This window comes from Bacillus bruguierae, assembly GCF_037104725.1.
GTDB lineage: Bacteria > Bacillota > Bacilli > Bacillales > Bacillaceae_G > Bacillus_A > Bacillus_A bruguierae.
The window spans coordinates 484,310-507,300 of the sequence record NZ_JBAWSX010000002.1; the positions used below are offsets into that span (position 1 = coordinate 484,310).

Annotated in this window: 15 protein-coding genes and 2 pseudogenes; 11 read left to right on the forward strand and 6 right to left on the reverse strand. The window is 34.5% G+C overall.

Translation table 11 applies throughout. The features are described from left to right. Window position 1: 1 nt before the first annotated feature. From WAZ07_RS06585 to WAZ07_RS06595, 3 genes are all read right to left on the reverse strand, one after another. Window positions 2-721, reverse strand: a complete 720-nt coding sequence (locus WAZ07_RS06585) for an MIP/aquaporin family protein (RefSeq protein WP_336471786.1) — start codon at window positions 719-721, stop codon at window positions 2-4. Between the two features lie 218 nt (window positions 722-939). Next, window positions 940-2,145, reverse strand: coding sequence for an MFS transporter (locus WAZ07_RS06590; protein ID WP_336471787.1), 1,206 nt, complete (start codon window positions 2,143-2,145; stop codon window positions 940-942). Window positions 2,146-2,228: 83 nt separating this feature from the next. Continuing rightward, window positions 2,229-2,807 (reverse strand): DUF2087 domain-containing protein, encoded by a 579-nt coding sequence (locus WAZ07_RS06595; RefSeq protein ID WP_336471788.1) that lies wholly within the window; start codon window positions 2,805-2,807, stop codon window positions 2,229-2,231. Window positions 2,808-3,896: 1,089 nt separating this feature from the next. On the opposite strand from WAZ07_RS06595, the pseudogene WAZ07_RS26180 reads away from it, so the two are divergent. The 6 genes and pseudogenes from WAZ07_RS26180 to WAZ07_RS06625 form a co-directional block, all read left to right on the forward strand. Continuing rightward, window positions 3,897-5,129 (forward strand): annotated as a pseudogene (locus WAZ07_RS26180) (GW domain-containing glycosaminoglycan-binding protein); the annotation flags it as partial. A gap of 321 nt (window positions 5,130-5,450) precedes the next feature. Continuing rightward, window positions 5,451-6,479 (forward strand): annotated as a pseudogene (locus WAZ07_RS26185) (GH25 family lysozyme); the annotation flags it as partial. Window positions 6,480-6,905: 426 nt separating this feature from the next. Beyond that, a complete protein-coding gene (gene mgtA, locus WAZ07_RS06610) occupies window positions 6,906-9,611 on the forward strand; it encodes a magnesium-translocating P-type ATPase (RefSeq protein WP_396549802.1) in 2,706 nt (901 codons plus the stop codon). A 613-nt stretch (window positions 9,612-10,224) separates the two neighbouring features. Beyond that, the gene (locus WAZ07_RS06615; protein WP_336471790.1) at window positions 10,225-11,253 is read left to right on the forward strand and encodes an ABC transporter ATP-binding protein; all 1,029 of its coding nucleotides are present in this window, start codon (window positions 10,225-10,227) and stop codon (window positions 11,251-11,253) included. 1 nt (window position 11,254) lies between these two features. After that, window positions 11,255-12,016 (forward strand): ABC transporter permease, encoded by a 762-nt coding sequence (locus WAZ07_RS06620; RefSeq protein ID WP_336471791.1) that lies wholly within the window; start codon window positions 11,255-11,257, stop codon window positions 12,014-12,016. 5 nt (window positions 12,017-12,021) lie between these two features. Further along, window positions 12,022-12,822, forward strand: a complete 801-nt coding sequence (locus WAZ07_RS06625; RefSeq protein ID WP_336471792.1) for an ABC transporter permease — start codon at window positions 12,022-12,024, stop codon at window positions 12,820-12,822. Window positions 12,823-13,208: 386 nt separating this feature from the next. On the opposite strand, the gene WAZ07_RS06630 is transcribed toward WAZ07_RS06625, so the two are convergent. Then, window positions 13,209-13,664, reverse strand: coding sequence for a GNAT family N-acetyltransferase (locus tag WAZ07_RS06630; RefSeq protein WP_090912146.1), 456 nt, complete (start codon window positions 13,662-13,664; stop codon window positions 13,209-13,211). Between the two features lie 388 nt (window positions 13,665-14,052). On the opposite strand from WAZ07_RS06630, the gene WAZ07_RS06635 reads away from it, so the two are divergent. Then, window positions 14,053-17,421, forward strand: a complete 3,369-nt coding sequence (locus tag WAZ07_RS06635) for a glycosyltransferase (RefSeq protein ID WP_413788868.1) — start codon at window positions 14,053-14,055, stop codon at window positions 17,419-17,421. A gap of 181 nt (window positions 17,422-17,602) precedes the next feature. Further along, window positions 17,603-18,181, forward strand: coding sequence for a cysteine hydrolase family protein (locus WAZ07_RS06640; protein ID WP_336471793.1), 579 nt, complete (start codon window positions 17,603-17,605; stop codon window positions 18,179-18,181). Window positions 18,182-18,597: 416 nt separating this feature from the next. Here WAZ07_RS06640 and WAZ07_RS06645 read toward each other — a convergent pair whose 3' ends face one another. After that, window positions 18,598-19,845, reverse strand: coding sequence for an MFS transporter (locus WAZ07_RS06645; protein WP_336471794.1), 1,248 nt, complete (start codon window positions 19,843-19,845; stop codon window positions 18,598-18,600). A gap of 111 nt (window positions 19,846-19,956) precedes the next feature. Between WAZ07_RS06645 and WAZ07_RS06650 the strand changes: the two genes are divergently transcribed. After that, window positions 19,957-20,802, forward strand: a complete 846-nt coding sequence (locus WAZ07_RS06650) for a LysR family transcriptional regulator (protein WP_336471795.1) — start codon at window positions 19,957-19,959, stop codon at window positions 20,800-20,802. A 253-nt stretch (window positions 20,803-21,055) separates the two neighbouring features. Here the strand turns inward: WAZ07_RS06650 and WAZ07_RS06655 are convergent, their stop codons facing one another. Continuing rightward, entirely contained in the window at window positions 21,056-21,601 is a 546-nt protein-coding gene (locus tag WAZ07_RS06655) for a 2'-5' RNA ligase family protein (protein ID WP_336471796.1), read from the reverse strand. 348 nt (window positions 21,602-21,949) lie between these two features. On the opposite strand from WAZ07_RS06655, the gene WAZ07_RS06660 reads away from it, so the two are divergent. Next, the gene (locus WAZ07_RS06660; protein WP_336471797.1) at window positions 21,950-22,237 is read left to right on the forward strand and encodes a hypothetical protein; all 288 of its coding nucleotides are present in this window, start codon (window positions 21,950-21,952) and stop codon (window positions 22,235-22,237) included. Window positions 22,238-22,357: 120 nt separating this feature from the next. Next, window positions 22,358-22,966 carry a helix-turn-helix domain-containing protein gene (locus WAZ07_RS06665; protein ID WP_336471798.1) on the forward strand — a complete coding sequence of 203 codons (609 nt, stop codon included), beginning with the start codon at window positions 22,358-22,360 and terminating at the stop codon, window positions 22,964-22,966. Window positions 22,967-22,991 lie beyond the last annotated feature (25 nt).

The following is a 22,991-nucleotide window of genomic DNA, read 5'->3' on the forward strand; positions in this document are numbered from 1 at the left end:
ATTATTTAAATAGATGAAAGTAGGTGTATACGGCTATAATAGAGGCGGCAATTGGAGCGATAACAGGTACCCATGCATAGTGCCAGTGTGAGCTTCCTTTTCCCTTAATTGGCAAAAGTGTGTGAGCCAGACGAGGCATAATGTCACGGGCGGGATTTAGAGCAGGGCCAGTTGGACCTCCTACTGAAAGAACGAGTCCCCATACTAAAAAGCCAATAACTACATGAGCTGTTAGATGTTCCTTTCCCATAAGCGGAGAATGTACGATCCCTAATGCACTAAAAATTAAGATGAACGTACCAATGAATTCCGTTATGAATGCGTTAAAATATGTTTTTTTGTAAGAAGGGACAGAGCCGAAACAGCCTAGCACTTCTATAGTGTCTTCTGTATCATCCATAAAAGGTTTATACATCAACCAAACAATAACAGCGCCAATAAACGCACCAATGAGCTGTGCAATGATGTAAGGAACCACTTTCTCCCATGGGAATTTTCCATTAAGTGCTAAACCAATGGTAAAAGCAGGATTAATATGATTTCCGCTAATACCTCCGAATATAACAGCAGGAATTCCGACTGCGAACCCCCAACCGGTAGCAATCACCATCCAGCCTGTTTTATGCCCTTTTGCTCCTTTTAAATGAACATTTGCGACAACGCCGTTTCCTAATATAATAAGTAAAGCGGTCGCAAATATTTCTGCGATGTATGCTGTCATAGTAGCTCCTTTCTAGATACGTAAATGAAATGCTAAATATAGTTTGTTTAAAAGTGGCGGGAATTATTGTAAAAAATAAATGTTTTCTAAACACATTTACGAAAGAGAAGTAACTTTTGACAATCGTAGTAAGAAGAATGTAGGAATATGATAGGGTCAACATTTTTTTCTTACTACAAATGAAGAGGCATAAAAGGGACTTGGAAAAGAGGTACTGGTCAAATGGTACCTCTTTTTCGATATGCTTTTGTTGAAATAGTTATAATTAGGGAAATGGCAATAAGAATATAGGCGATACCTCCAATCAAACCTAAGGCACGTGGCGTAAGGTATTGCAATGCCAATCCAGAAATAAACATAGATATTCCCAATACGGTATTTATGATTGTTGCTAATAATCCAAACATGGTTCCTTGGTGTTGTTCAGGAACTTCTTTCATAAGAATGGTATCAAAGCATGCATTGCCAATCCCAGACATAAAGGCAATCCCGCAAAAGATAAGAAATGCAAAAACGACTAAATGTGTTTGACTTAATAACAGCTGAAGTATCCCCTCAAGCAATAGACATACTAAGCCTGCAACAAGAAAATTTTTTCGTAGTTGATTTGCAACAGAAAAGCTTAAGATTAAGCCAATACCTAATGCACCATAAAAAAGACCTACACCTACATCACCAAGATGGAACTCGTTAATCGCATAAACGCTAATTAAAACATTATCAATTCCATGTATTGAAGCAATTAATATCTCACAGAAAAAAAGAATTTGTACCGTAATCGACATCAAGATTACCTTTTTGAAGGTGAAGATTAGATTTTCTGACTTCTCTCCTTTTTTTCCATTTTCACTCTCTGGAAACTTAATCGTATAGTTGATGGCGGCAGCCCCTAAAAATGATCCTGCATTTAACCAATAAGTCACATTAGGTCCGAAAATAGACGAAACTACTCCCCCTGAAAGTGCTCCAATGATTAAAACGATCCCTATCATTACTTGTTCTAAACTATTTACTTTTACAAGATGTTTTTTATGAACAAGCCTAGGTATTGCTGATTTTCTTGCTGGTCCATATATAGCTTCTCCTGCCGCCAAAATAAATGAACTAAAATAAACGATCCAAATATCTTCTTTACTTTGAACAAATAGAAAGGACAAGGCAAATAGAATTCTTATAAGGTCTGTTACAACTAATATTGTTTTTTTTGAAAATCGATCAGCCAACATTCCGCCTATTGGTCCAAAAAATAAAGAGGGGATGAGACGAATTGCTAAAGTCATTCCCACAGCAAATCCTGAACCTGTTAAATGGAGTAGCATCGCTAGCACAGCTACGGAACTAAATCGATCTCCAATACCATTTACAATGCCAGCTAAAAATAACCGCCGATATTGTTTTTCTTCATTTAAAAATGAAATATTCATAGCTATTCCCCTTGTTTTATAAATATCTAATTTCATAATCATCTAATTAGATGGTTGAAAAATAAGGCGCTAGGTAACGCCCTTTATTTTAACCACCATAACTCAACAGGGTTTAACTCATATTGATTATTTTCTCGATACATATATTGGCACATAATGAGTTCACGCCTTAATGTCGCGTAATCCTCATGAAATTGCTTTAAATATTCATTCATTTCTTTCTCTTGATAAATTTTTCTAAATTCTAATCCTTTAATCATATGTGCAAGTACGACAAGTTTTTTCTTTCGTTGTGCAGGATAGGTTTTTAGTTTTCCATCTTTTGTGAAGAAATTATTGATAATAGCTGAACGTTCCTTTTCAGTAACTGACATTTCCATATTTGAATCGCCTCCTGTTCCTACAGTAAAAATAGCCTTAGCATTCATCTCCAATATTTTTGTGTTAAGAGAAAAATAGATAGTATTTTTATCACGGCGTTCTTTTATAAGTCCAACATCTCGCAGCTTTGTCATATGGTGGGTAATTGTTGGTGGCTTAAGTCCTAACTTTCCAGCAATCTCTTGTCCACTCAAATGCCCTTGCTGTAGCAAGGCGATAATACGAACACGTGTAAGATCACCTAACGATTTATGAAACTCAACAATTTTATTTAATTGCATGTAGAAATCACCTACTTTCATATTTATCTAATTAGATTATAATCGAATTACTTTTGGCATTCAAGTAATGAAATGATAAAGGTGTTAATAACGGTAGGTAGGCTTATTTTTCTACTCTGTTTAAAGTGAGTACAACTGGCAGTGGAAAGAGGGGAGCAAAGAGATACAAAAGGAGTGTATTGTATAGATATCTTCGCAAAATCATATATTTTGAAGCTTTTTCGATTTTATTGAAAGAATTTCAAAAAACTACCCCCACAAAAAGATTAGTCGGTTCGAATATTATATATAGAGAAGGAGGAATTAGTGTAATACTTGGTATAAGATACTCATTCTGAATCTATTAAAGTATGAAATACTTTAATTTATTGTGTTATTGAATGTAAAGATGTTACAATGTGTTATTGTACGCTTAATTTCTTCATTAGCAGATTTATTAATGATTCTAGAGATTTTTAGTAGTGGTCTTTTAAAAGTTTTGAAGGTTTTATTATTTATTCTTTGTAATTGATGTTCTTGCTTTGATGTAAGAAGAAGTAAAGCATTCAATTGGGAAGTCAGGAAGTATAATGAGTACAACCTTTTTTTATCATCTTTCACTGTGCCTCTTATTTTATGTTTCTATGAATAGATTATTTCTTCATTACCTTGCCCTTGGATGAGCCATGGGTAAGTTCTCTTAAATTTTAAAGTAGGAGACTAAGACCTAGAAATAGCGGGATACATTAATATTCGCTAAAGAAAGTACAATTACATAATATATGGAATAGATTATGTATATTAGAATAATAGAATTATGTGTATTAGAAGGTGTCGTTCGTTTGTGTAAAACACGAATGAACGTTTCCATATAAAGGTTTTTGATGAGTGTGTATGTTAAAAATATTTCAAAATACTTGTCGAAAATACTATATTAAAATTTCTATAAAAATAGTAATATGTAAAAGTAGTAAAGAGGGACATAAATGTTAGGGATTTTAATTATTAGAACATATATTAAAAGATTACATAAAAATAGACCTCTTTCAGCTACAAGATTATTACAATTTAAGGAGAGGGTGTCTAGAAGTGAAAAAAATTTGGCTATCTGTGTGTACCGCGATTACGGTTTGTGGTGCCCAGACAGTAACTGTTGGAAATCCAAGCACTGCTTTGGCAGCTAGTACAGTTACAAATGAACAAGCAGTCAATTTCGATGGCTTGCTTAAAAATAACATGAATGGTAATGGTATATGGACAGTACCATATGGTTTACAAGGAGCTAGTTACCTTGGAGACGTTACCAAATATAGTGGTAAGGTGATTCATGTTATTGGTAGTGTACAGGCTGGAGGTGTGCTTTGGTATCATGTGCAGGTAGATGGAAAAGATGGAGGATGGTTTGATAGTAAAGTTCTATATACTACAACGAATGTTAATCAGAATCAGTTAATCGTCTCTACATCTGGGAACGGAGTTTGGTCTGTTCCATATGGTCTAAACGGCGCGAGCTATATTGCTTCCGCTAATAATTATGTAGGAAAAGACGTAAAGTTGATTCAGAAATTAACGCTTGGAAATGTCACATGGTATCAATTTAGCGTAAACAATCAAGTCATTGGCTGGCTCGATGGTCGTGTGTTAAGTAGCTTGACAAATATACAAGTTATCAATCAAGCGGCCGTTATGGGGGCGACAAATGACAATGGTATATGGAGCATGCCATATGGTCTTCCAGGTGCAAATTATTTAGGATCTACCAATCAATATGCTTTGCGAGATCTGCAGTTAATCCAGAGCGCTACATATCAAGGTGTACAATGGTATAAGTTTAGTGTAAATGGTCAAGCTATTGGCTGGATTAGCAGTTATGCATTAGACAATACAGGTATAACAAAGCCGGCGAACTTTTCTGTTACTATCGGAAGTACGAATGGCAATGGCATATGGACAGTACCGTACGGCCTTGCTGGCGCAAAATATGTACAAAGTACAAATGATTATGCTTATCAAACGCTTCAAGTTGTAAAGACTGCAACAATAGGAAATGTTACTTGGTATCAAGTAGCGAAAAACGGTAACATATTAGGCTGGCTTGATAGCGGAAAGGCGCTTACAGATTTAACTAATATTAAAGATGAGAATCGAGCAGCAGTTATAAAGCCATCAACGAACGGTGATGGTATATGGACAGTACCTTATGGGGAATATGGAGCGAAGTTCGTAGCGCCTACAAATGATTATAAATTCCAAATGGTGCAAGTTGTACAAAGTGCTACAATAGGTTCTACCACTTGGAATAAAATTAAGCAAGGCGATCGTATTTTAGGCTGGGTTGATGCGAATATACTATCTTCGCAACTTGCTTACACTCAGCTGGACCAAAACGGTGAAGTTCATTATAACTGGGGATCAGGAGGTCCTGCTGGTTTTCCTTCTCAACAGTTTCAGGCTGATTTTGTTCAGAATAAGCAACTGTCTGGAGGGGATTATTTTGTTCAATCGTTTGCAGATGATGGCGTAAAGGTTTCAGTTGATAATAATTTAGTCATTAATCGCTGGTCAGCAGCTGCTGGTGAAACGAATCGTGCATTATTACCAAACCTAGCAGCAGGTTCTCATAGTATTCACACCCAATATTATCAAGAGGGTGGACAAGCAGCTGTGTTTTCAGATGTAGTACCATTTGGTAGTTGGCTTGCATATTACTATCCGAATGAATCTCTTTCTGGATATCCAGTTGCAGCTAAGGTTCTTTCACAAGCAGCAAATGGCGGCTTGCAAGAAGATAATGGATTTGAACGCTCACCGGCTACAGGTGTATCAGGAACCCATTTCTCAGCACGCTATGTCACAGCTAAGCGTTTGAAAGCTGGACAGTATCTTCTGTATACGGGAGCGGATGATGGAATTCGTGTATATGTAGATGGAAAAAAAGTTGTAGATGCATGGGGATATCATGGTTACAATGAAAAAGCATTAAGAATGGATATTCAAGATAACCCAAATGCAGCAAATGGATTGACAGATGTTCACTGGATTGAAGTGGAATATATGCAAGGTACAGAAGATAGTAAAGTAACGACAACCCTGAAACCTTCTTATACATTTATTGACGTTTCACACTGGGAAGGAAATATAGATTGGAATCAAGTAAAGCAGTCTGGTATTAATGCTGCTTATATGAAAGCAACTGAAGGTGTTTCATATACAGATCCAACCTATGCACAATATGTACAAAATGCATCTGCAGCAGGTCTTTTAGTTGGAGCATATCATTTTGCTCGTCCAGAATCAAATGACCCGATTGTGGAAGCAAAACATTTTGTTGATGTATTGAATCGATACCATACGGATTTAATGCCTGTCCTTGATCTGGAATCACCATCTGGGCCGACAGGCAACATAACAGGACCTTATGTATCAAATTGGGCACGTACTTTTATTAATTACGTACAACAGACAACAGGAAAACGTGTTATGATTTATACAGGACCTTGGTATGTAAATGGCTTTAACTTATCCGGACTTGGCGATGTACCTCTTTGGCTTTCTAGATATAACTCTACTACTCCAACTACATTAAGTGATTGGAAAAACTGGAATGCTTGGCAATATACAGAAAGCGGGAATGTAAATGGAGTAGAAGGAGCGGTTGATATTAACGTTACTACTTCCTTAGATGGACTTAGACCATAACGGATTTCTTGCCTGTATAATCAAGGAGAAGCAAGAACGAAACTTAATGAAAAAGCAGACCTTTTTAGAAAAAGGTCTGCTTTCTTTTATAGACTACTTGAACTAGTGGTTTTATTAGTGTTTGTTTGTGTATTCAGGCCTTTACTCGTCTATGAGTAAAGGCCTTTTTTATTGGAATGATACACTTTTCTCTCAAACCTTACATAATATATTCAAGAAATTTGATTCGGATAAGGAGGTGGGGAACGATGTCACATGGAGACCCAAGCCCGATACCCATATGTTGTACATTTATATTTCATCATGTAGGTAGGAAACGACTTGTTCCTCCCTCTCTACAAAATAGATAGTCGAGAAACAATGAATTTCCTCCTGCGTGTATAAAGGAGGAAACTACCAATGTTACGTACAAAAAAACAAATGGACATCCATCAAACAAATAAAGGTACACCAAAACGAAACAAACAAACTTCTCATCATCAAGAAATGATGAAGCTAAATAATGAAATATTGGTGGAAGTTGCTACAAGAGATGTTCAATCAGCATTCGTTTTTTTAGAAACAACTCCAAACGGAATTTCTGAAAAAGAAGCTGAAAGGCGTATGGATACACATGGAAGAAATGAGGTGGTACATGAAAAGCCACCAGCATGGTATCTTCAATTCCTTCTTGCATTTAAAAATCCATTTATTTTCGTATTATTAGCTTTAGGAATTTTATCCTTCTTGACTGATGATATGAAGGGAACAGTTGTTGTAACTGTAATGGTTGTTTTAAGTGCTACCATCCGTTTTTTACAAGAATTTCGTTCTCAACAAGCAGCAGAAAAATTAAAGGCAATGGTCCGTACAACAGCTACTGTTTTAAGAACAAAAGAATTCACAAATAACATAGATAAAAACGTTGATATAAATAACAACCAACTATTAGAACTTCCTATTGAAGATCTTGTACCTGGTGATATTATCACGCTTTCCGCGGGTGATATTGTTCCAGCTGATGTTCGTATCCTTTCAGCTAAAGATTTATTTGTAAACCAATCTGCTCTAACTGGAGAAGCTTTGCCTGTTGAAAAACACGAAAATTTCCATAATTCCAGTACTAATACAAAAAGAAATGATGACCCACTTGAAATGGACAATTTATGTTTTATGGGAACAAATATCGTAAGTGGAACTGCAACGGCTGTCGTTGTATTAACAGGTACAAATAGTTATTTTGGTTCATTAGCCAAGAGTGTAGTTGGAAAGCGTCCAGAAACAAGCTTCGATAAAGGAGTTAATAAAGTAAGTTGGCTTTTAATTAAATTTATGTTTATCATGACGCCAGTTGTATTTTTAATTAACGGGATTTCAAAAGGTGATTGGAAAGAAGCGTTCTTCTTTGCGATTGCAATTGCTGTAGGATTGACACCAGAAATGCTTCCAATGATTGTAACGGCAAACTTAGCTAGAGGAGCTGTCCAGATGTCTAAAAAGAAAGTAATTGTGAAACAGCTAAATTCGATTCAAAACCTTGGGGCAATGGATGTTCTCTGTACAGACAAAACAGGAACATTGACTGAAGATAAAGTCGTATTAGTCCGTCATCTTGATCCAATAGGAAACCAATCTAAAAGTGTATTACAACTAGCCTATTTAAATAGTTTTTATCAAACAGGATTAAAAAATCTTATCGATAAAGCTGTTATTAAGCATACAGAAGAGAAACATCGATTAGATACGAAGGAATTTCATAAAGTAGATGAAATTCCATTTGACTTTGCTCGGCGTCGTATGTCCGTTGTTGTTAAAGATACAAGCAATATGACCTTAATGGTTTGTAAGGGAGCAGTAGAAGAAATTTTATCTATTTGTACACACACGGATATGAATGATGAAATACTTCCTCTTATGAAAGAAGCAACGACCAAAATTAAACATCTTAGTGAACAATTAAATGAGGACGGTATGCGTGTAATTGCAGTGGCTTATAAGCTTGAAGCAGCTAATAACGAGAAAGCTTATTCTATTCAAGACGAATCGGATATGATTTTTGCAGGATATATTGGGTTTTTAGATCCTCCCAAATCATCAGCGGCACATGCAATTCGAACATTGCAAGAACAAGGTGTACAAGTTAAGATTTTAACTGGTGACAATGAAATTGTAACGCGTAAAGTATGTAAAGAAGTAGGATTAGAAATAGGGGAACCTGTACTTGGTTATGAAATTGATCATTTACCTGAAAAGGAATTAGCACAATTAGCAGAAAGAACAACTGTATTTGCGAAATTAAATCCAATGCAAAAGTCGCTTGTCATTAAAGCATTGCAAGCAAACGGCCATACTGTAGGTTACATGGGTGACGGTATTAATGATGCGGTTGCACTGCGTGATGCCGATGTAGGTATCTCCGTTGATACAGCTACAGATATTGCGAAAGAATCATCTGATATTATCTTGCTTGAAAAAAGTCTGAATGTACTGGAAAAAGGAATTATTGAAGGGCGTACAACATTCGGGAATATTTTGAAGTACATTAAAATGACAGCAAGTTCTAACTTTGGAAATGTATTTAGCGTGTTAGTAGCGAGTGCATTTATTCCATTTCTTCCAATGCTGGCTATTCACTTATTAATTCAAAACTTGCTATATGACTTATCTCAGCTTTCTATTCCATGGGATAAGATGGACAAGGAGTTCTTAGAGCAGCCTAGAAAATGGGAGACTTCAAACTTGCGTAATTTTATTATTTGTATTGGTCCTATTAGTTCAATTTTTGATATTACAACTTTTGTTGTGATGTGGAATGTGTTTGGCGCTAATACAGTTGCGGAACAATCCTTGTTCCAATCCGGTTGGTTTGTAGTAGGATTACTTACGCAAACGTTAATTGTGCATATGATTCGCACACAAAAGATTCCGTTTATTCAAAGTACGGCTTCTGTGCCAGTCCTATTATTAACAGCACTCATTATGGGGATTGGTATTTACATTCCGTTTTCCCCGCTAGGAGTTGCTGTAGGTTTACAGCCACTGCCACTTAGCTATTTCCCGTGGCTGTTGGGAATTTTAACAGGATATGCTGTTTTGATTCAATTTCTTAAGCGGTTATATATTAAGAAATTTCATAGTTGGTTATAACATCTTCCTTTTTGACATGTAAACCTGGTTTAATAGAGATTTTATTATAAATAGGTTAAGGTATAAAAAATATATCTTAACTTATTTTTATATGTATCTCAGTTAAATTCCAAGAGAGTATTTCTAAAGATTATTAAGAGTGGAAAACAAAGAAGTAGTTAATAAAGTGAAACTTCCATCAGTGGAGAGTTTTTTATCTCCTACTCTTTGAAAAACATAATGTTGCTACTTACTCAGTCATCTTAATAATGAGTTTTATTACTTTGTTTATTACTGATCTGAAGAAAAAAATAAATAGATATAACAAAGCAGGAACTTTTCGTTTAAAAAGTTCCTGCTTTTCATATTTGCTTATTTCTGTTTAATTAAAAGAATGTCTTTGTATATGGTTTGTTATGACATACTTAAATTTGTTGATAATATTTAAATGCTACTGTAAAATTATACTAGTTTCTATTTATGCAAACGCTTTCGTAGGAGGGGATGTTAGCTTATAATTTACAATTAATCCTTATTTTATAGAAGGCAGGTGTAAGAGGCGGAAGGAATGTATTTAATTACTCTAACGGTATAACGGCTCATATTTGTAAAAGGGGAAGGAGGAGATTTATAAATGATCGAAGTAAAGGATGTTACTAAAAGTTATAAGATTTTAGAGCGAGAACCAGGTCTAATAGGTGCAATAAAGGCTTTAATAAAACGTAAGTATTATGACAAGCAGGCAGTGCAACCGATTTCTTTTTCTGTTGAAAAAGGGGAAATGGTTGGGTATATCGGATTCAATGGTGCTGGAAAATCAACCACTATTAAGATGTTGTGCGGAATTTTAACTCCAGATACTGGTGAAATTAAGGTGAATGGAATTATTCCATACAAAAATAGACAAGAAAATGCTAAAAATATTGGAGCTGTTTTTGGGCAACGCACACAACTTGCTTGGGATATACCGGTGCAAGAGTCTTTTGAACTATTAAAACATGTTTATGAAATTCCAGAAACAAAATATCAGGAAATGTTGCATTTATTTGAAGATGTACTAGATCTCGGAACGTTAATGCCATTACCTGTTCGTCAACTATCACTTGGACAAAAAATGCGTTGTGAGTTGGCTGCCGCTTTTCTTCATCAACCTTCTGTTGTGTTTCTAGATGAACCTACAATTGGTTTAGATATTGATGTAAAAGAAAAAATACGTAGTTTTATTAAGAAAATGAATAAGAAATTAGATGCAACAGTTGTATTAACTACTCATGATATGCAGGATATAGAAGCGCTTTGCCAGCGGATTATTATTATTGATAAAGGGTCTATTATTTATGATGGGGACTTACAAGATCTTAAAGATCGTTTTTCTTATAACCGCATTCTATCTTTAGAATTAGAAGAGCGTACAAAGTTTGAGATTCCTGTATCATTACAAAATTACATCGTGATACAGAAAAATGAAGCAGAAAATGAATCTTACGTAGAGTTAAGTTTTCATACAAAGTATGTTTCATCGGAATTTGTGCTTTCAGAGCTCGCAAGGCACAATAAAATATCAGACTTGACTATTTCAAATCCTAAATTGGAGACGATTATTAAAGACCTTTATCAGCATGGAGGTGAGGAATCCCTTGAGGAAATATTGGGAAATGCTTAAAATGCAGATAAAACTGGATACCTCATATGCAGCGTGGTATTGGGCAGGTACGTTTGCGATTATCGTTAAATTATGTACGTTATATTATTTTTGGAATGCTGTTTACGAGAACAAAGAGACTGTTGGCGCCCTTTCACTATCTAATATGCTAACGTATATGGTTATTGCTTTGTTATTGGAACAATATGTATCTGGAGTAGGGAACAATTTAGCGAGAATGATTAAACAAGGTGACATAGCAATGGAACTTATGAAGCCATATCATTTGTTAGATAAACTTGTAGCGATGGATATAGGACAAAAAATTTCTAACTCTATGCGCACAACGTTTCCTATGCTACTGTTTGCTATTTGGTTTGTAGGGATTCAACTACCACAATCATTAGAGTCTTTTCTATTATTTTCGGTAAGTGTAGTTTTAGGTATTTTAATTGGAACGCAATTAGATCTTATTATCGGTATATTAGCTTTTTGGACTGTTAATATATGGGGACTTCGACTTCTGCGAGAGTCTGTTGTTCAGTTTTGTTCCGGTGCACTTGTCCCATTATCACTTTATCCACAATGGTTTCAAGAAATTAGTATGTTTTTACCTTTTCAGTCTATGGTCTATATACCTGTTTCTATTTATACAGGTTCTATATCAGGTACTCAGGCTTATATGGCAATTGCGACACAATTCATGTGGTTAATTTTCATTACAGCACTTGTCAGATTCTTATGGACTTTAGCAATCCGAAAAATCACAATATTTGGGGGGTGAGTGAATTGTTGCATACTCTTAAACGATACTCATTCTTATACATTGTCTATTTTAAGCAACACTTAAAAGTTATGATGGAGTATAAAGTAGACTTTCTAATCGGAATTTCTTCCGTCTTCATTCAACAATTTGCCTCCATCTTTTTCATAAAGGTGGTATTTGATCATATTGAAACTTTAAAGGGATGGAATTTTTATCAAATTCTCTTAATCTACGGTATTGCTTTTGCAGGAAGGGCAATCCATCATATTTTCTTTGATAATTTATGGACGATTGGATGGCAATACATTCGGACAGGAAACTTAGATCGTTTGCTTATTCGTCCTATTAACCCGTTGTTCCAAATTATAGCGGAGCGTGTTCAACAAGATGGATTAGGACAACTGATAATAGGGGGAATTGTTCTTTATTATTCCATTAGTAATCTAGATATTGCAATTACACTTGGAAATGTACTGATACTCATCATAATGATTCTATCAAGCGGTCTTATCTTTGTTGCGTTAAACCTGTTTTTTATTACTTTTTCTTTTTGGATGACAGATAGCCTCCCTGTTGTATCAGCAGTATTCAGTTTAAGTGATTTTTCACGGTATCCGATTACGATTTATAATAAAGTTATAGCATTTATTTTAACGTTTATTATTCCTTACAGTTTTACATCCTTTTATCCAGCAGCCTTTTTCTTCGATAAGGGGTATAAATGGGTTTCTTTATGTACACCATTCGTTGCTATCATACTATGTTTCATTGCTTATCGTTTCTGGAAATATGGATTAAGTGCATTTACTAGTACAGGAAGCTGATCTGAAGAATGGTATAGTAGTACAAAAAGATACTTTGTGATATTTCATGAAATGGAGAGACCAGCTGAAAATGCTTTCTTTCGATGGAATGCATTTCTGCTGATCTCTTTTTCGTTATATTATTAATCTATTAGCATTTTTTAGGATCTTGTTTAACAGAGTAAACATTAAAAACTATATCATAATACACGACTTGCTATTAATTCAAAGCAGGATGTTTTAATAAAATGTAGCCAAATGTTGTAATAACATATCCAATTCCCAATCCCAATCTACAAATGATCTGTATTTTTCGCTATTAACCACCCCGATAAAGTTGGTATCAGCAAATTTCATACAAAGTTGCATTTACATCCTCACTTATAATCTGAAAATAAAGCTTGAAATCACGCGAATTTATCTATTTTCCAATTAATCATTGTTTCTGTAGTATCTATTTTTTTCATGTTTAGTTTTTCTAATACACGAATAGAACCATGATTGTCATGTAGTGTTTCAGCTATTATTCTATCAACTTTTGATGTTTCAAAAGCCCATTGAATTAAGGCTCCTACAGATTCTGTTGCATAACCATTATTCCAATAATTTTCAAGGAAACCATACCCAACTTCTACTTCTTTATTCTTATCTGGTTTTCCCTTAAAACCTATGTCACCGATGACAACACCATCTGGTTTTCGAATAACAAGCCAAGTACCCCAATATAATAGAGAGGAATCTTCTTTTAACTTCCTCAAATAATTTGAGATTTGCGGCCCGTTATCGTATTTCTGATTTATAGCAATCTCAACTGTTTCTTCCGTACACGGTATAATGCTTAGTCTTTTCGTTTCTAATTTCATGATTATTCCTCCTCGTTATGAAATGCAATCACCTCAATGAAAATAGATATACAAAACATAAAATCCTCCCCTTTAACAGTTAATATTTCTCATTATATCATTTTTTGACTTTTCTGACTCTATTGAATATATAAATTTCAAAAAACTACCCCCACAAAATGTTTGATTGGACCGAATATTATACTAGGGAAAAGAAAGAATCATGTTAGTGCATTATATATCGTATTTATCCTTAGTCTAGGTAAGTAGTATTTCTAGTTATTCAAGAAGGAAAGAGAAAGAATATACATTTGCAATGCTAATAAGTGATGAATTAAGTTAGAATCCTTTACTTATTAAAATACTTTATGCTTGCACCAGAAGGAAATAAAAGGAGTATATCAAAAAAATGATAGAGAAAACAATGCGGCAAGAGAAAGATCAATCTAAAGTCATTTTTTATGATGCTAAAGGAAGAAGGAAGATATTTTTTAATTGGTTTCTATGTCTTACAATAATTATTATGATTATTGTTTTTTACTTTTTCTTTCGAAGTATTTTATCAGATGCGAAATTCCCGTATATGAAAACTTCTACAACTCAAGATAAAAAAATTGTACCTATTAATGAAAAACTTAACGATCAGCAGTTACAGAAAGAATTAAAAAATGGAGGATATGAGTACTCTAATCCTAAAACGGATAACAATACATATTCTCAACATTCGGAAGTTAATGATAAGCAGCCTAAAGAAGTTTACGGTTTTTATGTAAACTGGGATGTAAACAGTACGACTTCTTTAAAGGATAATATTCGTTCATTAACTATGTTAATACCAGAGTGGTATCACTTAAATGAAGATTTAACAATTAGTAGTGAGATTAAACCTGAAATTGTAAAGTTAGCGAAAGAAAATCATGTGAAAATTATACCTTTAATCAATAACTTTACTCAAAAAGGTTCTGGCGCGGATAGTGCATTAATTCATAAATTGCTGCGTGCACCAGCTAATGTACAGACAAAGTTTATTAATGATTTAGTAAAACAAATTGAAACCAATGAATTTGCAGGCATTAATATCGACTTTGAGTCAATACCAGAAGCGGATCGAAATGAACTAACAAGATTTATGAAAGAACTTACTACTGTGTTTCATCAACATCATTTGCTTGTGACACAAGATGTTCCGGCTGCTGATAATACTTTTGATTATGGAGCTTTAGCAAAAGAAATAGATCGTATGATTGTGATGATGTATGATGAACACCATCAAACTGGGAGTTCAGGTCCAATTGCTTCAAATAAATGGTTTGAGAATATGCTTAATCATTTAGATATTCCTTCAGAAAAACTAGTAGTTGCTTTCGGGAACTATGGATATGATTGGGAAAGGAATAGTAGGAAACCGGCTAAACCTTTAACTTTTTCAGACATTATGAAGATGACACATGATTCGAATGCAAAAATTCAATGGGATAAGATAAGTGGAAATCCTTATTTTCGATATCGAGAAGGTACACAGGATCATATTGTTTGGTTTTTAGATGGTGTGACTCTTTACAATCAAATGAAAATAGCATTGAAAAATGATGCAAAAGGATTTGCATTTTGGAGATTGGGAGCAGAGGATCCGACTGTATGGAAATCATTAAGAAATCCTATAGAAATACAAAAGGATCTTAGTCCATTACGTAAAATTGATAGTATAAATCAAGTAAGTTATTCTGGGCAAGGTGAAATCTTAAAAGTTACGCATGAAGGTCAAAAAGGACTTAGAGATTTTAAAGTAGGAAAAGATAATTATCTTACAGATGAAGTGTATCAATCACTTCCATCGTCATATCAAGTGCAACGTTATGGACAACCAAAAGGAAAACAAGTAGTACTAACATTTGATGATGGACCTGATCCTAGATATACGCCGGAAATCTTAGATATATTAAATAAGTATAAGGTAAAAGCTGATTTCTTTGTAGTTGGTGAAAATGCGCAATTAAATACTAGTATTCTTAAAAGAATATACGATGAAGGGCATGAAATAGGTAATCATACTTTTACACATCCTAACATAGCGGATACTTCTTCAATGCGAACAAAAATGGAGTTAAATGCCGCTCAACGGCTTATTCAAGAAACAACAGGCCACTCGACGGTTTTATTTAGACCGCCATATGAAGCGGATGCTGAGCCATATTTACCAAATGAGATAATACCTATTTTGCGTGCTCAAAATATGAACTATACAATGGTTGGAGAAAAGGTTGATCCTGAAGACTGGACTAAACCATCAACAAATGAATTGGTAAAACGTGTTCTTAAATCTGTTTATAGCGGTGAAGGGCATATTATTCTCCTTCATGATGCAGGCGGAGATCGTACTCATACAGTAGAGGCACTACCAATTATTATTGAAGACTTAAAAAAACATGGATATAGTTTTGTGACAGTTTCAGATTTAATGGGTAAAAAACGAGATGATGTTATGCCTTCTATTTCTTCTGAGGACAAGCCATATCTATTTTATGATCGAGTTGTTTTTTCAGGAGCAGGATATGTGAATCACATATTCACGACTATTTTTTATATTGCTATTGGATTAGGTATTTTTCGGTTCCTATTTTTAATTTATTTTGCATTTAGACAAAAAAAGAAAGCTACATCCCATTTATCTACTAATTCTACCTATCAACCTTTTGTTAGTGTTGTGATAGCAGCATATAATGAAGAAAAAGTTATTACTAAGACGATTCGTTCTATTTTGGATAGTGATTATCGGGATTTTGAAATTATTATTGTGGATGATGGGTCAAAAGATGGTACGTCAAACGTAATTCAAGAAGCATTTCATCAGCATCCTAAAGTGTATGTAATCCAAAAAGAAAACGGTGGTAAAGCATCCGCAATGAATGTAGGATTCCAAAAATCGCGAGGAGAAATAGTTATTTCATTAGATGCCGATACCGTTATTGCTCAAGATGCTATTTCTTTAATGGTTAGACATTTCGAAGATGATAACGTAGCTGCAGTTTCTGGTAACGTTAAAGTAGGAAATAGACGGAATTTGTTGACTACATGGCAACATGTTGAATACATTACAGGCTTCAATTTAGAACGAAGGGCTTTTGATGAGTTAAATTGTATTACTGTCGTTCCTGGCGCTATCGGAGCATGGCATAAAAAACGTGTGGAAAAAGCGGGATACTTAAGTGAAGATACACTTGCGGAAGATACGGATCTTACTCTAACATTTTTACGTCAAGGATATCGAATTGTGTATGAAGAAAAAGCATATGCTTATACGGAGTCGCCTGAAGATGTAAAAAGTCTTGTTAAACAGCGATATCGTTGGTCGTATGGAACGCTTCAGTGTCTATGGAAGCACCGAAAAGCTTTATTTAATGTAAAACATAAAACATTAGGATTTATTGCACTGCCAAATATGTGGTTATTCCAATTTATTCTGCAATCGATTTCTCCATTAGCAGATGTATTAATGATTATGGGCATATTTAGTAGTCATCCTTTGAAAGTTCTAGGATTTTATCTTTTATTCTTTGCAATTGACCTTCTAGCTTCACTCTTTGCCTTTCGATTAGAAAAGGAAAATCCTAAACCGTTAGTCTGGTTAATTTTACAACGCTTTATTTATCGTCAATTTATGACTTATGTTGTAATCAAATCTATATTTTCTTCTATTCGAGGAATAGCAGTAGGCTGGAATAAACTGAAGCGTATGGGAAGTGTCAAGGAATCCTCTTGTCACAATAAAGCATCATAAGAGAGCAGAAAATCTGCTCTCTTTTTGTCGTTAGTTGTGTTCCGGTTTACCGTATCGGGGAAAAGCCTTGATATCATGAGTATGGTAATCGCTAGCACCTACATAGATGCTTCTATTTGCAAAAATATATATGTGTAATTTAGAATTTAATAGAATTTGAATATTTTAGGAGGGAATATACATGCTATATGAAATAGATAATGCAGCATTAATTATTATTGATGTCCAAAAAGCGTTTGATCATGAAAAATGGGGGAAACGAAATAACTTAGAAGCAGAACAAAATATTGAAAGTTTATTAAAAATATGGAGAAAAAAGAAATATCCAGTTATTCATATTCAACATCTATCAGATAATATTCATTCTATTATGCACCCTAGTCATGAGGGCTCTAAATTTAAAGATATGGTAAAACCAATTGAGGGTGAAGTCATTATTCAAAAGAAGGTAAATAGTGCATTTATAGGGACAAACTTGGAAGAATATTTACGTTCGAATGGCATTGAAAAGGTTGTTATAGTTGGATTAACTACGCCCCATTGCGTTTCAACTACCACTAGAATGAGCGGTAATTTGGGATTTGATACATATCTAATTTCAGATGCTACAGCTGCATTTGGAATGAAGGGACCAAATAATATTTACTATAGTGCAGAAGAGATTCATGCTATTTCACTGGCTACCTTGCATGAGGAGTTTGCTACCATTCTTACAACTAAAGAAATGATGGGAATGATGGAAATAGGGACCTTAAAATAAAGTGAAACTTCCATCAGTGGGGGTTTTCTTCATCTCCCACTGATGGAAAGCCCTCACCAATCGGGCTTTTACGGGCAGTTATCCCCCACCTATCTTCTTCGATTTTCTTTCAATCTTGAGGTGGGGGTCTTACTGCCCGTTAATGCGGGATAAATTCTTGTAGAGATAGCATCACGTTATTATTGAATGATGTGTAGTATGTGCAAAGAATTTATGTGCTATAAAACAAAAGAGATTAGATTTAGAACACATATTATACATGTTTAATATGTGTTCTTTTTCTTTATTTTCAACAACTACATTTTTTCTTTAATAATACAGTTTATATTTGAATAGAACGGATGAATATTCTTTAGGTAAATAAAGTTATGATGGAAACTGACGCATACTACACCGCTGCATGAACAATCATTACCTTAGAGTCCATCAGTGAATTGAATATGTAATTGTTTGTTACGATATTCGGTAATAGTTAACCATATTCCACTCAAAGCAATAAGAAGAGCTAGTATACTAAACGGAGCAGCATAACTATGTAAATAGTCAACAAGTATACCAAACAATGCAGGTGCAAGCACAATAGCAAATTGATTTAATGTTAAAGCAAAACTTACAGTTAAACCAATAAATTGCGGATCTGATCTTTCTGATACTAAAACGATAAATAAACTAAACCACCCAATGGCAAAGAAACCAAGAAAGAAGCATAAGATTACAAGTAACCAAAAAGTCATATAAGACATGATATAGCACATGCAAAGGAGCAATAAGATAGTGATACCGATAGCTATTTGTAATGGGATGACACGATTTCCTTTAAATATGTTATCACTAGCCCATGCTAAAAGGATCCTCCCAATCATTCCGCCCAGCAATACTACACTTAATAATGTTCCAGCGTGATGAAGATTTGTATGAACTTCATTTGTAAGATAACTCATTAGGTGGGAAACGAGCACCATTTGTAATGACATCATTGTTATTCCAATTAAAAAGATAGGGTAGAGAGAATCGTTTCTTCGTATCTGCTTTAACTTTGTCAGGAAGGAAACTGTTTCTATTTTTTGAATGGTGGAACGTTCCTCACGATAAAATAGGATGAACAATAGGCCCCCACTAATAGCTACAATTGCTTGCACAAAGATTACAGAAGGGAGTCCATATTTGTAAAAAAAGAAAGGAAGCGTACTAGAAGCTAAAGCGCCTCCAATTGGAATTCCAGTTTGACGAATGCCCATGGCAAGTCCTCTACGCTGAGGAGGAAACCACTTTACAATCGCTTTACTACCCCCAGGTTGTGCCGTTCCATACCAAATTCCTACAAATAGTAAAATAACTACTAGATATGTATAATTGTTGACTGGATAGGCAAGCAACATACTCGCTCCAAGAAAGACAGACCCTACACCTACAATCCATCTTTCGCCATATCGGTCCATTAAGTTTCCAAATGGCAACATCGAGAAGATCGGTCCAATATTTACAGCCGATACAAGTAACCCTGTTTGAAACTGAGATAGGTGATGTACTTGCTGCCATAAAGAAGCTAAAGGACCAATTCCGTACGTAACAAACGTAGCAAACGTTTGTGAAATAGTTGCAATCAATAAGATAACCCACCTGTAAGAGCTAGTGGAATCATTTCTTATTTTTTGTTTCTGCATTTTATCATTACCTCCTCTTCGCTCTTATTGTATAAATATAGAGGTATCATGTAAAATAAATAATAAAGATAAAAAGTATCAAAAAAATTGATATCATGAGAGGTGAGTTATGTGGATATTAAAGATTTGACTGTATTTAAAAAGGTAGCCGAAGAAGGAAGTATATCGAAAGCAGCAAAATCACTAAGCTATGTTCAATCAAATGTCACTATGAAAATTAAACAGCTAGAGGATGAGCTAGGAGTTCCTTTATTTTACCGGAATGGAAAGGGAGTTACTTTAAATTCTAATGGCGAGATTTTGTTAACATATGCTAGGAAGATTCTAGATTTAACTGAGCAATCAATCAGATTGGTACAAAGTAATCACTCTAAACCTCTTGGTACGCTGAAAATTGGATCTACCAACTCTACAGCTGCAGTCCGTTTACCCCCGCTTCTAAAAAACTATTATGAAAATTATCCTGAGGTCGAATTAGTATTGGAAACCCATACAAGCACTGAGCTAATTCAACTTGTGCTCGAACGTAAACTAGAAGGAGCATTCATTGTCGAGAATGTTCATCATCCAGATTTAACTTCAATTCTGTTTTGTGAGGAAGAACTAACGATTATTAGTCACCAACCATTACATACTTTGCAAGAGCTTGATAAAGTCACTATGTTAGCATTTGGGAACGGTTGTCACTATCGGAATAGGGTAGAGAAGTGGTTAAAAGAAGAAGGCATTTATCCAAAGCGTGTATTAGAATTCGGTACGATTGAAGCGATCATCGGTTGTGTGAAAGCTGGAATGGGCATAGCCGTCATGGTCAAATCAATTTTGAAAGACCATGAGCAGTCTTTAATTATGACTGATTTACATGAGAAGTATTCCAAAGTACCGACTTATTTTATCATGAGAAAAGATGTACTTTTTTCGGCTGCTCTTCAGAAATTTGTTGAGATGATAAAATAAATTGCTGTGTAACTTAATTCTAATTATTGAGGATTGATTTGGCGGCGGCATATAGGATAGAGGCCCTCATTTTATATGAATGAAATTATAAGCTTCGCCGTAAATAGTCGTTTTCGTTAAAAATATAAAGTAATCTATTGTATTTATTTAGCATGTAAGCACCTCGCACCACTCTGAAAACGCTTGGATAACTATTCAAGCGTTTTACTATTCTTTCAAAGTCTTATTAAATGAATTGACAGCGAATAAGACTCTACATTTGAGTATGCTTTTTAAGCGGAATATCTAGATATTTTACATATCTGTTTGTTTCTTTTTCTTGATATATCCTTATGAAACTCACTTCAAATGTAGGATAAGGACTGAGCTCTTTTTCAGTAATTTTAGCCATGTTTTTTAATTCCTTACTAGATAACCCCCAATGTGTTTGTCCCATTGTTAAATGAGGTACATAATTATCTAGTTCCATATATTTTTTTATCAATTCATTATCAGGAGAAATGACATTAATAATTTTTTGATGTAATTCAAAAATTTTCTCTGATGTAACACTCAAGAATAGAACACTTTCTCCAAAAAACATTGGTTGATTTAGGGAGACATTGAACACAGAAAAACTTTCACAAACCTTTTTCAATTTTTCAATCCATTCTAAATCGGCAGTTAAGCCACCTTGAGCTTTTACCGTAATGTGTGGCTCAACAACATCGACAAGTAAATTATTTTCCCATCGTTGTTGAACTTTAATTATTTTCTCTTGATATTCGCCTGGAGGCACAATCCCAATAAAGTATTGCATATTTATTCTCCCTTTATATAGTTAATTAAAATATTTGTACGTAAATAGAATTTTCTTGTAGGTTAGTTTAAATTCATCTCTCCTAATCTTAATTTCTATAATTATTTTAACGCAATTTAAAAAAATCATAAAATTTAAATTTTATGGTGTGTAAAGTTGTGATGACAACAATCTAACTTTGACATCCTTGCTCCATTATGAAGCATATAAGAATTGGACAGAGTTGTGAGTTGAAGTTCAGATTTCTATGAAAAGAGGATTCTTCACTTAGATTGCGAATGAAGATAAGGGATATACAATAAAGTGTGGAAAATGATTGTAAATAGATAGAATAGGAGGGGAATCACATTGAAACAACTGAAGACGATAATTCTCTCAGCAGTTGTTTTTTCCTCGCTATTATTAGGCGGATGTCAAACGACTGATAAGCAAACAGGCAGCAAAACAAAAGCAACAGAAACAACGAAAGATGTACGGGGAATCGCTTGGAATTCACTTTCTGATTTGCAGAAAAAAGAAGTGATTGGTGAATGGAAAGAAGCCCAAGTAAGTAAAACGGTTGCAAATGCTCAGGGATTTGCTTTAACATATTTTCCGAAAAGAAGTCCCCTTCCTCAAGGAGCGAGAAGGGCGTAGCCCAGCGATTAGGTGGGGGATGAATTTTCGGTAGGTGATCGCTTACATATGTTCTTTGTATGTACTTTTGAGGCTATGCGATATAATAAATATGAAAATTCGAAAGAAAGGAGAAAGTATATGGCAACCACAAAAGAGGGTGTACATATAAAAGGAACAAAAAAGTCGTTACCGGATGGATGGTCTACCTATGCATTTCGATACGCTATTTTTCCCACACCTGAACAAGTAACGAAATTAGAAAAATCGTTTGGATGTGAACGAAAAGTGTATAACGAATATGTCTCTGGTTTGTATGAATATTTAGAATCTATCGGTTTTGAAAGTGGATGTATTCGTTATAAAGTTCCAAATTATACAACGATCACGGCCAAATATGATTACTTAGATAAAAGTAATGATTCTTTCGTTTATAATGACGCAAAAATGAGATTCCAGGCAGCCATTAAAAAATATAATGAAACCTACGCGAAACAACCTATTCAATATAAAAAGTCAGTTCGTAAAAAAATGCAAACAATCGGTTATGTTCCTACATTGAAAGACATAAAAGGTATGCCTAAATTCCATAGTAAAAAACAGGGGAAATTAAGCTATACTACGAATCAAACTAACGGAAACATAAAAATCACACAAGAAAACGGTTCTTATTTTTTATGTATTCCAAAGTTTCAAGAAGGTATTTCTATTCATCTACATCGAGAATTACCGATTGATGGAATTCATTAAAAAAGCAACAATTAAGCGAGAAGGA